The sequence below is a fragment of the Deltaproteobacteria bacterium genome (assembly GCA_028818775.1).
GTDB lineage: Bacteria > Desulfobacterota > Binatia > UBA9968 > JAJDTQ01 > JAJDTQ01.
The window spans coordinates 1-11,129 of record JAPPNE010000135.1 but is presented as its reverse complement, the minus strand read 5'-3'; the positions used below and the strand labels follow the sequence as shown (position 1 = coordinate 11,129).

The window sequence follows — 11,129 nt, the reverse complement described above, 5'->3', positions numbered from 1 at the left end:
TCACCGCCATGCTCTTCCTGCTCGTGGGCGTGATCTACGACCGCGCCCATCACCGGGACATCGACGGCTTCGGCGGCCTGGCCAGCATCATGCCGGTGTACGCCGGCTTCACGGCGCTGGCGTTCTTCGCCTCCATGGGGCTGCCGGGACTCTCGGGCTTCGTTTCCGAGGTGCTGGTGCTGCTGGGCGCCTGGCCCAAGTACCATGCGCTCACCATCGTCGCCGCCCTGGGCATCGTCATCACCGCGGGCTACATGCTGTGGATGATGCAGCGGGTCTATCTCGGTCCGCCCAACGAGAAGTACCGCTCGCTGCCCGAGATCAACGGCCGCGAGATATTCACGCTGTTCCCGCTGGGGGTGATCGTGGTCATCGTCGGGGTCTATCCCCGGGTGGTGCTGGACCTGCTCCAGGCCTCTCTCAACAACATCAACCAGATGGTGATCGCACACCTGTCGTAGCGCCATGGATCTCGGTAACGTCGCAAGCCTGAGTCTGTTCTACCCGGAGATCGTCCTCGCGGGGACCATCCTCCTGCTGACGATCCTGGACCTGGTGGTGGCCAACAAGCGCGCCATGGCCTACCTGGGCCTGGCCGGGTGCCTCATCGCCCTGGGCGCCACCGTGGATCTCTACGGCGCGGAGCCCACGCTCCTGTTCCACCGCATGGTGACGCTGGACAACTTCAGCCTGTTCTTCAAGGTGGTCACCCTGGCGGCGCTGGTGGGCGCCATCTGGATGTCCATCGGGTCGGGCGAGGTGCGCCAGGTGCACCTGGGCGAGTACTACATCGTGCTGCTGACCTGCGGGTTCGGCATGTTCTTCATGGCCTCGGCCAACAACCTGCTGATGGCCTATCTCGGCCTGGAGCTGGTGAGCCTGACCTCGTACATCCTCACCGGCATGCTGCCGCACAACCGGCGCTCCGCGGAAGCCGCGCTCAAGTACCTCATCTACGGCGGCGTCGCCTCCGGCACCATGATCTACGGCATGAGCTGGGTGTTCGGCATGGCCGGGAGCCTCGACTACGCCGCCATCAACACGGCCATGGCCGAAACCGGCGGCAACCAGGTCGCCCTCTTCATGGCCTTCGTCTTCATCTTGGCGGGGTTCGGCTACAAGATGGCCTTCGCGCCCTTCCACATGTGGTCGCCGGACGTGTACCAGGGGGCGCCCACGCCCTTCACCGGGTTCCTCTCGGTGGCTTCCAACGCCGCCGGCGTGGCTATCCTGATCCGCTTCTTCTACCCCGCGGTGTCGACCCTGGGGCAGGAGGGATTTTGGGCGTTCCAGGCGTTCCCCGCGCTCCAGTGGACCGACCTGCTGGTGGCCCTGAGCATCATCACCATGACCTGGGGCAACCTCTCGGCCCTGAACCAGCGCAACGTCAAGCGCCTGCTGGCCTATTCCGGCATCGCCCACGCCGGCTACATTATGATGGGGCTGGTGGTGCTGAACAACGACGGCCTGAACGCCATGCTGTTCTACGTGGTGGTCTACCTGATCATGAACCTGGGCGCGTTCCTGGTGGTCATGATCGTGGCCAACGCCACCGGACGCGAGGACATGGACGCCTACCGCGGACTGGCCTGGCGGGGCGCGGCCTTTCCGGCCGTGTGCATGATGGTGTTCCTGGCCTCCCTCACCGGGTTGCCGCCCTTGGCGGGCTTCATCGGCAAGTTTCTGCTCGTGGCCGCCATCATCGAGGGCCAGTTCTACGTGCTGGCCGTGGTGGCCATGATCAACACGGTCATCTCGCTCTACTATTACTGGCGGATCGTCAAGACCATGTTCCTGGACGAGCCCGCTCCCGAGGAAGGCCCCGTGGCCGCCACCCCCAGCGCCATGCCGCTGCTTGGCGCCCTCATGGTGCTGACGGTCGTGCTGGGAGTGTACTGGGCGCCGCTGCTTGACTACACCAGCGGCTCGCTGGGCTTCTTCATGCAATAGCCGGTCTTCCCTGTCAGAACTGCATTCTGAGGCTGAGGAAGAAGGTGCGCCCCCAGCCGGCTTCCGTGGGCCCGTCCACGCTGCTCGGGTTGGATGTGTCCACCGCGAGGCCGGCGTCGGTGACGTTGAATACGCCCGCCGACACCCGCGCGCCTTTCAAATCCAGCGGGTCGACCCAGTCCAGGACCAGGTCGTGGCCGGTCCAGGACTCGAAAGTTCCGGTACCCGCCCGGTTCTTGTAGCCAGCGCGGTAGTAGGTGGTCCAGGTGGCGCTCAGGCCGCCGCGCCGTGCAAGGATGCCGATGCGGGCGACGTTCTTGGGGATGGGGAACCGGTCCTCTTCGCCCGCGATGCGCCGTTCGGTGCTGGTGACGTGCCGCCAGGTCCCGCGCAGGCCGACCACTCCCCAGCCCGTTCGGAAGCCTCCGCCGAGCCGGGTATTGATGCCCGAGAGCTCGGTCTCGACCACGTTCGCATACTTGGCGTGAATCGTGATGTCGCCGGCGGTGCGCTCGATGCAGTTCTCCCTTTCGCCGTCCATGCATTCATGCAGGTTTCGCATGTGCCAATCCGCGCTGTTTTGTCCCGGAAGACCGGAGCGCGAAAGTCGATACCAGTCCACCCCCAGGAAAAACGGCCCCCTTCGGGCCTCGGCGCCTACGGCGAGCCTTTCGGTGTCCCAAGGATCGAGACCCGGGTTGCCCACCGTCACGCGCGTTACCTGCCGCGGGTTGAGCTCGGCGCAAGAGCGGGGCGGGCTCCCGCTCCCCGGATCGCACTCGATGTAGGGATGGCCCTGCACCTCGGAGCTGTAGAGATACAGCATCGAGGGCGGTCTCTCTCCCGCGCCCCAGGAGCTGCGCAGCGTGATGAGGTCGCTCAGGCGGTAATCGGCCCCGAGGCGCCAGGACGCCATTCCGCCGATATCGTCGGCTTCGTCCCCGCGCCCGGCGACCCTGAGATCCAGGTTCTCCGCCAGCGGCAGGGACACCTCCGCGAAGGCTGCGGCGCCCTTGCGCTTGCCGTCATAACTGGCCCCGCCGGAACCGAGCACCTCGGACACGTCATAGGGCGTGCCGTCATTGGCTCGATAGACCGAGATGTGGTGGGCTTTCGAGGTGCCTACCTCCAACCCTGCGGTCCATGCGGAACTGCGGCCGCCGACGGCGAATCCGGACCCCTCCAGCGCCATCCGGGCTCCCAGGTAGTCCGCGCCGAAATCGTTCTCCAGCCGCAAGCTGCTGTACTCAATGGCTCCCAAATGCTCCGGCGTGTTCGAGAACGGGTCTGCGAGGTCGTAACGTCCCGCCTGGATTTCCTCTGTTATCCTGCCGGAATGCACGAAGGTGTTACCGTCCACGAAACCGTCCAGCCGGAATGCGCTGATGCGCGCATCGTAGCCGAGGCTCTCTGTTATCCGCCCCTCAAGGCCCACGGAGACGTCATATTCCTCGGTGTCCGTCAGCCAGTCGCGGTTGCCGTGGCGGACAAAGCGGTGCGCCACCACGAACCAGTCGTTGCCGTCCGCCTCGAAGTCCGAGCCGGCCGCTTCGTTGATCGCGTCCAGCAGGCCCGGGTTCGGGGTGAACCTGAACGAGCCGATGGACGGCGCGTAGCGGAACGCCGCATCGCCTCGCGTGACGTTCACGTCCAGGTGCAGCTCGGACTCTTCGGTGAGCGGATGGTCCAGGTTCAGGATCGCGCTCTTCTGTTCGTAGCTGCTGGTGTTCCACATGATCGCGCCGTAGGCGAAACCGCAGCCCTTGTCGCCCGAGGTGATGCCTGGGGGATTGCTGAGCGGGCCGGTATAGCCTTTCGCCGGGTCGCATTCCCCCAGCGCAACCGACCTTACGCCGGTCGGGCCTGCGTCGTCATCTACCTGGACGACCCAGACGGTGTTGCCGCCGACGCTGACGTTCTGCGCTTCGTTGAACGCGCCGCCCTCCTTCCACACGGAACGGCTGTAGTCCCGGCTCCGCGCGGTGATTTCCTTGCGACCGAGGACGTCCGCGCCGACGGTCATGCGTCCCTTGCCCACCGCGCCGCCCCAGAAGGCACTCCCCTGCCAGCCGTCGCCGCCGTCCCGGCTCGGCATCCGCGCGACCGCCCGAGTCTCGAAGCCGTCCAGATCGGTCCGCAGCACGACGTTGAGCGCGCCGCGCACGGCGCTGCCGCCGAGTGTGCCCAGGCTGTAGCCGCTCAGAAGCTCGAGCCGTTCGATGGCCGAGAGCGGCAAGGTGTCCAGATTGCCGGAGGTGGTGGCGTAAGGCCTGCCGTCGACGAGGACGAGCAGGGACTGTCCGCCGGTGAGGAAGTAGCGGGCGATGCCGGTATCGAGCAATTCCTGCAGCGTCTGGGCGCCGGAACGCTCGATGAAGTCGCGCTCGAACGAGGCGACGACGCGCGGCGCGGGCGCCAGGGAGCCGGCATGGACCGCACTGGTCGCCAGAGCGGTGAAAACAGCAACCGCAGCCAGAAGGGTCTTCATTGGGACTTTCCCTCCGTTTCAACCCACGCAATCATGCCCCGGGACGACAATCGCCCCGAAACCGACTTCTCGTGTACCCCGCCGAAAAGGACCGAGCGCGACGGGGACTCCCTAGAGGAAGGGTTGGATGTTGGCGGGTATCTCCATATCGGCGCTGACCGACTTCCTGATCTCGCCGGCCAGCAGGTCCAGCCGGTCGCGTGCCGGCAATGTACGTTCCACGATCACCCACTTCCTTCCCTTGACCGTACAGCCGCCGCTGCGCACCCGGTAGCCCAGGTCGCGTGACAGCTTCTCACACCGCACCTCGATTCCACACTGTTCAGCGAAACCCCGAAGCTCCTGGAACAGCCGCTCCTGGAGGTTGTCTCTTGCCGAGGTCTTTCTTGCCATATCGGCAATGTTACCACCTTTTGAAACGATTTGTCATGCCGCCGCGTCCGTCGCGGAGCTTGAATGGTTGAAAAACCTCGACGTGCTGCTATCGTCTGATCAAGCGCCCTGAACGAACTTGTTTTCATTGACATGGCTCCCCCGAAACGTCGTTCCCGCGAAAGCGGGAATCCAGGGGCTGGGAGGGGGACAAACGGTCGCTGGAGCCGATCCATGAAGTTTCTCGCGGCAGCGATCCAGATGTTGGCCACCTCCGACAAGGAGGCCAATCTTCAGGAGGCCGAAACGTGGATTCGCCGGGCACACGCCCAAGGCGCGCAACTCGTGGTGCTGCCGGAGGTGTTCAACTGGCGCGGGCGCGGCAAAGACACCGCGGCCCAGGCCGAGCCCGTGCCCGGTCCGACGACGGAACGGATGAGCGCACTGGCGGCCGAGTGCGGGCTTTACCTGCTGGCCGGCTCCATACTCGAGGCCGCCGGCCCGGACGGGCGCGCCTACAACACCAGCGTGCTCCTGGGTCCGGACACCGGGATCATCGCCAAGTACCGAAAGATCCACCTGTTCGACGTCGACATCGCAGGCGAAGCGCCCATCCGCGAGTCCGAGTTTCGCCGCCCCGGCGAGGATGTCGTGGTAGCGGACACCCCCATGTGCGCCATGGGCCTCTCGGTATGCTACGATCTGCGCTTCCCCGAGCTCTATCGCCGCCTCACGGCCGCGGGCGCCAAGGTCGTCTTCGTGCCGTCGGTGTTCACGGTCCCCACCGGCCGGGCGCACTGGGAACCGCTGCTGCGCGCCCGCGCCATCGAGAACCAAGTCTACATCATCGCCCCCGACCAGACCGGCCGCCACCCCGCCAGCATGGACGCCTACGGCCATTCCATGATCGTCGATCCATGGGGCAAGATCATCGCCCAAGCCGGCACCGAGCCGGGCATGGTTCTGGCCGAGATCGACCTCGACTACCTGGAGGATGTCCGGCGCCGGCTGCCGGCGCTCGACCACCGCAGGGCGTTTCTGATGGACGACCCGATCCCGCTCACGAGAGCGGGATCATGACGTGCTCCTTGTAGGCCGGGCGCTCGCACAGGCGCGCGTACCACCCCTCGACGTTGGGCATGGAGGGGCGCTGTATGTCCATGGCGAACCAGCGGTAGGCCCAGATGCCCACGGGGATGTCGCCGATGCTGAAGGAATCGCCGGCGAGATAGTCCTGGCCTTCGAGGTAGCGCTCGACGATCTCCCAAATGGAGACGGCCGCGGCCACGGCCTTCTCGATGGCGGCGGGGTCGCGCTCGGCCTCGGGGGTGCGGATGAGCCCGAAGAAGATCGGCACCATGAAGCCGTTCACGGTGGACAACTGCCAGTCCATCCAGCGGTTGGCGTTGCCGCGCCCTTCGGGCGTGTCGGGCAAGAGCCTGCCGCCGTTGTACTTGTGGACCAGGTACCGGACGATGCTGTTGGACTCCCACAGGACGAAGTCGCCGTCCTGTATGGTGGGGACCACGCCGTTGGGGTTGAGGTCCAGGTAGGGGCGCTCCCGGTTCTTGCCGAACGGCCCGCCGATGTCCTCGCGCTCGAAGGGGATGTCCAGCTCGCCGCAGCACCACAGGACCTTCTGCACGTTGGATGAAGTCTTTCTTCCCAGAATCTTGAGCACTTGAGCCACCTCCACGAAAGAATTCGGCCCGGCCGGGCCGTTGCCGCACGGCAACTCCGCCGGAGCACCGCAAAAATCTACTACGAAACCCGCGAAAGGGTCCACACACCCACTTGACTGCGGGAAAATCGTGCTTAGATTCGCGCTCAAATCCTATCATTCACTCTCAAGGGAGGTTCAAACTATGGCGGCGAAAGTAAAGCCTTTGCACGACAGGATCATCGTCAAGAGGCTGGACGAGGAGGAGACGACGGCCGGCGGCATCATCATCCCGGACACGGCCAAGGAGAAGCCCCAGGAGGGCATGGTGGTGGCGGTGGGCTCCGGCAGGCGCGAGGACGGCAAGGTGGTGGCCCTGGACGTCAAGGAAGGCGACAAGGTCCTGTTCGGGAAGTATTCCGGCACCGAGATCCAGTTGGACGGCGACGAGCACCTCATCATGAGGGAAGACGACATCCTCGGGATCGTCGAATAAGGAGGTACGGCGAAAATGGCTGCAAAGGACGTAAAATTCAGTGAGGAGGCGAGGGCCAAGGTCCTGAAAGGGGTCAAGATCCTCGCGGACACCGTCACCTGCACCCTGGGCCCCAAGGGCCGCAACGTGGTGCTGGAAAAGTCCTGGGGCGCCCCCAACGTGACCAAGGACGGCGTCACCGTCGCCAAGGAGATCGAGCTCGAGGACAAGTTCGAGAACATGGGCGCGCAGATGGTCAAGGAAGTCGCCAGCAAGACCTCGGACGTGGCGGGCGACGGCACCACCACGGCCACCGTGCTCTCCCGCGCCATCTTCAGCGAGGGCCTCAAGATCGTCGCCGCCGGCCATGACCCCATGGCGGTGAAGCGCGGCATCGACAAGGCGGTGGAAAAGGTCGTGTCCGGCCTGCAGGGCCTGTCCAAGTCCACGCGCGACCGCTCCGAGATCGCCCAGGTGGGCTCCATCTCCGCCAACAACGACAAGACCATCGGCGACATCCTCGCCGACGCCATGGACAAGGTCGGCAAGGAAGGCGTCATCACGGTCGAGGAGGCCAAGGGCCTGGAGACCACCCTGGAGCTGGTGGAAGGCATGCGCTTCGACCGCGGCTACCTCTCCCCCTATTTCGTCACCGACCCCGAGCGCATGGAAGGGATCCTCGACGAGCCCTTCATCCTGATCCACGAGAAGAAGATCTCCAGCATGAAGGACCTGCTGCCGGTGCTGGAGAACATCGCCAAGAGCGGCAAGCCGCTGCTGATCATCGCCGAGGACGTGGAGGGCGAGGCCCTGGCGACCCTGGTGGTCAACAAGATCCGCGGCACCTTCAAGTGCATCGCGGTCAAGGCCCCTGGCTTCGGCGACCGCCGCAAGGCCATGCTGGAGGACATCGCGATCCTCACCAACGGCCGGATGATCGCCGAGGAGCTCGGCATCAAGCTCGAGAACGTGACCCTGAACGATCTCGGCACCTGCAAGAAGATCATCGTCGACAAGGAAAACACCACGGTGGTGGAAGGCGCCGGCGGCAAGGCCGACATCGAGGGCCGCATCAAGCAGATCCGGGCGCAGATCGAGGAGACCACCTCGGACTACGACCGCGAGAAGCTGCAGGAGCGGCTCGCCAAGCTGGCCGGCGGCGTGGCCGTGGTCCAGGTGGGGGCCGCCACCGAGATCGAGATGAAGGAGAAGAAGGCCCGCGTCGAGGACGCGCTTCATTCCACCCGCGCCGCGGTCGAGGAAGGCATCGTGCCGGGCGGCGGCGTCGCCCTGATCCGGGCCGCCGCGGGCCTGAAGGACCTTGAGGTCGACGAAAGCGAGTCCTTCGGCGTCCGCATCATTCAGCGCGCGGCCGAAGAGCCCGCCCGCTGGATCGCCCAGAACGCCGGCGCCGACGCCTCCGTCGTGGTGGACGCCATCAAGAAGGGCAAGGGGGCCCACGGCTACAACGCCGCCACCGGCGAGTTCGAGGACCTCATCAAGGCCGGGATCCTGGATCCCACCAAGGTGGTCCGCTCGGCGCTGCAGAACGCCGCGTCCGTGGCCGGCCTGCTCATCACCACCGAGGCCATGATCACCGACAAGCCGGAGAAGAAGCAGCCCGCTGCCCCGGCGATGCCGGAAGACTACTAGACGGCAACGGCCCGGTAGCGGGTCGAGACCGACAAACCAAAAGGGGGAGGACGCGAGTCCTCCCCCTTTTTTCGTCTCCCTAGGTTGCGTCTCAAACAAGACCGTGGGGGATTCCGCCGCTTCGCCCCCCTGCCGTCTCCTCATGCAATGCCCACCGATCGGCCATGGTCCCGTCGCCGCCGCTGCTCCGGTTTCCGCCCAACAGGATTGATCACGCTTGGTCAGGGGTTTGGATGGCTGCGAACATGACATCGGTGTCCGGGTCGCGCCCGAACCAAGTGCGGAAGGAGGCCGCCCCTTGGTGCACCAGCATGCCGATGCCTTCCACTGTCGGGCACCCCTTGGTCTTGGCCTCCCTTAGCAGCATGGTCTCGCGTGGCTGGTAGACGATGTCGTGGACGGTGTGGCGCGGCTCGAGGAGCGCTGGGTCGACAGGGCATCCATCCACGTCCGGCGTCATTCCGACGGAGGTGCAGTTGATGACTATGTCGGCACCTCTTCCGAGCGAGGCGAACTCCGACAGCAAGCCCGCGTGGACCGCCGTGCCGGCGGCGCTCCCCATCGCGACGTCCCGCGTCAGCCGCTCGGCTTTTTTGCGGTCCCGGCCCAGTATGGTGAGCTCCGGTAGCGTGAAGGTCTCTCCGCCGCCACCCACGCCCGCGCAACTGCCCCGTGCCAGCACGAAAGCCAGCGCCCGGGCGGCGCCACCTGTTCCCAGGATTGTGACCCTCTTGCCGTCTAGCTCGATGCCGGCTTGGCGGAGGTTCAGCACGGCGCCCGCGGCGTCGGTGCTGGTCCCCATGAGCCTGTCCCCTTCCCAGTAGAGGGTGTTGACGCTTCCGGTGAAGCGGGATTCCTCGCTCAGCCCGTCGAGATGCTCGATGACGGCCTGCTTGTGCGGGATGGTGAGGTTGGCGCCGAGAAATCCCATGCCGCGCAGGCCGGAGATGACATCCCCCAAGGCCTCGGGCGGACACGGCAAGGGAACGTAGCAGGCGTTCAAGCCCGCCGCCTGGATGGCGGCGTTGTGCATCACGGGCGACATGGAATGCTCCACCGGCCAGCCCAGAACTCCCAGCAGCTTCGTGGTCCCGTCAATCATGATTCCTGCCCGTTCTCGGACGGCAGCCCGAACAGCGTGCGGGCATTGCGGCTGGAGGCGCCGGCGATCTCGTCGACGTCGACTCCCCGGGCCCGGGCCAGGGTCTCGGCCACGAACCGGACGTAGGCGGGCTCGTTGCGCCGCCCGCGCTTGGGAACGGGGGCCAGGAACGGCGCGTCGGTCTCGATGAGCAGGCGGTCCAGGGGTACCCAGCGGGCGATGTCCCGCAGCGCCTCGGCGTTCTTGAAGGTGACGATGCCCGAGAACGAGAGGTAGAAGCCGAGGTCGAGGAACGTCCGCGCGGCTGCGGCGTCGCTGGTGAAGCAGTGGATCACTCCTTCCAGCCGGCCGCCGCCCCGTTCTCGGAGCGTTTCCGCCACCTCGCGGTCCGACTCCCGGTTGTGTACGACGATGGGCAACCGCGTCTCCACGGCCAGCGCGACGAAACGCTCGAACATTTCCCTTTGGATGTCGCGGGGCGAGTGGTCGTAGTGGAAGTCGAGGCCGGTCTCCCCGATAGCGATGACCTTGGGGTGGCCGGCGAGGCCGCGCAACCGGTCCATGTCCTCGGCGCTCACGTCCTTGGCGTCGTGGGGGTGCATTCCGACAGTGGCGTAGATGCCCGCGTGCTCTTCGGCTAGGTGCACGGCGCGGTCGTTGGTGGAGAGTTCGCCCGCTCCGCCTACGACGATCAAAGTCTCGACGCCGGCGTCGCGAGCCCGGGACAGCACCTCTTTGCGGTCCTCGTCGAATTCCTCGGTCTGGATGTGGCAGTGGGTGTCGATGAGGGTCGCGGATGCGGGAGTCATGTGGCCACCCCCCACCCCTGGATTCCCGCTTGCGCGGGAATGACGGGTAACTTCCCAGCCACTGGTGCGGGTATCCTCCTAGCCACTCCCGTTGTCTCCGCCGTCTTCCGTCTCCTCGATCCGGGGGAAGAGGATTTCCGGCGGTTGGACTTGGTGTCCTTCGGGGAAGGAGCCGCCCCACTCCGCGTCGAGCGTGTCACTGGCGGGGAGTCCCAGGAGCCTTCGCACCGCGGCGCCCGTCTCCGGCAGGAAGGGCGCCAGCAGTTCGCCGGTGATGCGTACGCTCTCCAGCACGTGGTGCAGGATCTCGCCCACCCGGGGCTTCTGTTCGGGGTCCTTGACGAGGGTGAACGGCGCCGTCTGCACGATGTACTGGTTGGTCTTGTCCACCGCCTCGATGATCGATTCCAGGGCCCGGTGAAAGCCCATCTCCTCCATGTGCCGGTCGACGTTGGCCGCCGCCGCCTGGAAGGCTTCCCTGAGCTCCCGGTCCTCGGGCCGGTCGCCGCTGCCCATGGGCTGGACCACGCCGCCGAAGTACCGCTTCTGCATGGCGAGGACCCGACTCACCAGGTTGCCGAAGTTGTTGGCCAGGTCGGCGTTGACCCGGTTCACGAACG

At 65.8% G+C, this 11,129-nt stretch carries 11 protein-coding genes; 5 read left to right on the top strand and 6 right to left on the bottom strand.

From position 1 onward, the window contains the following. Together OXU42_14755 and OXU42_14750 are read left to right on the top strand one after the other, a co-directional pair. Nucleotides 1–461: proton-conducting transporter membrane subunit (locus tag OXU42_14755; GenBank protein ID MDE0030651.1), on the top strand; the 461-nt coding region annotated here is incomplete at its 5' end. Nucleotides 462–465: 4 nt separating this feature from the next. Next, nucleotides 466–1,950: an NADH-quinone oxidoreductase subunit N gene (locus tag OXU42_14750; GenBank protein ID MDE0030650.1), complete on the top strand. Its 1,485-nt coding sequence runs from the start codon at nucleotides 466–468 to the stop codon at nucleotides 1,948–1,950. A 13-nt stretch (nucleotides 1,951–1,963) separates the two neighbouring features. Here the strand turns inward: OXU42_14750 and OXU42_14745 are convergent, their stop codons facing one another. Both OXU42_14745 and OXU42_14740 read right to left on the bottom strand, forming a co-directional pair. Next, entirely contained in the window at nucleotides 1,964–4,438 is a 2,475-nt protein-coding gene (locus OXU42_14745; GenBank protein MDE0030649.1) for a TonB-dependent receptor, read from the bottom strand. Between the two features lie 111 nt (nucleotides 4,439–4,549). Beyond that, nucleotides 4,550–4,831 (bottom strand): hypothetical protein, encoded by a 282-nt coding sequence (locus OXU42_14740; protein MDE0030648.1) that lies wholly within the window; start codon nucleotides 4,829–4,831, stop codon nucleotides 4,550–4,552. Nucleotides 4,832–5,044: 213 nt separating this feature from the next. Between OXU42_14740 and OXU42_14735 the strand changes: the two genes are divergently transcribed. Beyond that, complete coding sequence (locus tag OXU42_14735; GenBank protein MDE0030647.1) at nucleotides 5,045–5,890, top strand: carbon-nitrogen hydrolase family protein; 846 nt, start codon at nucleotides 5,045–5,047, stop codon at nucleotides 5,888–5,890. On the opposite strand, the gene OXU42_14730 is transcribed toward OXU42_14735, so the two are convergent. Continuing rightward, a complete protein-coding gene (locus OXU42_14730) occupies nucleotides 5,871–6,491 on the bottom strand; it encodes a glutathione S-transferase family protein (protein MDE0030646.1) in 621 nt (206 codons plus the stop codon). The two genes, OXU42_14735 and OXU42_14730, sit on opposite strands and share 20 nt — an antisense overlap. 184 nt (nucleotides 6,492–6,675) lie before the next feature. Between OXU42_14730 and groES the strand changes: the two genes are divergently transcribed. Both groES and groL read left to right on the top strand, forming a co-directional pair. After that, nucleotides 6,676–6,966 (top strand): co-chaperone GroES, encoded by a 291-nt coding sequence (gene groES / locus OXU42_14725; GenBank protein ID MDE0030645.1) that lies wholly within the window; start codon nucleotides 6,676–6,678, stop codon nucleotides 6,964–6,966. A 15-nt stretch (nucleotides 6,967–6,981) separates the two neighbouring features. Next, nucleotides 6,982–8,598 (top strand): chaperonin GroEL, encoded by a 1,617-nt coding sequence (gene groL, locus OXU42_14720; GenBank protein ID MDE0030644.1) that lies wholly within the window; start codon nucleotides 6,982–6,984, stop codon nucleotides 8,596–8,598. Between the two features lie 211 nt (nucleotides 8,599–8,809). On the opposite strand, the gene aroE is transcribed toward groL, so the two are convergent. The 3 genes from aroE to OXU42_14705 all read right to left on the bottom strand — a co-directional run. Next, nucleotides 8,810–9,700 (bottom strand): shikimate dehydrogenase, encoded by an 891-nt coding sequence (gene aroE, locus OXU42_14715; GenBank protein ID MDE0030643.1) that lies wholly within the window; start codon nucleotides 9,698–9,700, stop codon nucleotides 8,810–8,812. Then, nucleotides 9,697–10,509, bottom strand: coding sequence for a TatD family hydrolase (locus OXU42_14710; GenBank protein MDE0030642.1), 813 nt, complete (start codon nucleotides 10,507–10,509; stop codon nucleotides 9,697–9,699). Before OXU42_14710 ends, aroE begins: the two co-directional genes overlap by 4 nt. Before the next feature lie 78 nt (nucleotides 10,510–10,587). Then, a partial coding sequence (locus tag OXU42_14705; protein MDE0030641.1) for a methionine--tRNA ligase occupies nucleotides 10,588–11,129 on the bottom strand: 542 nt, incomplete at its 5' end.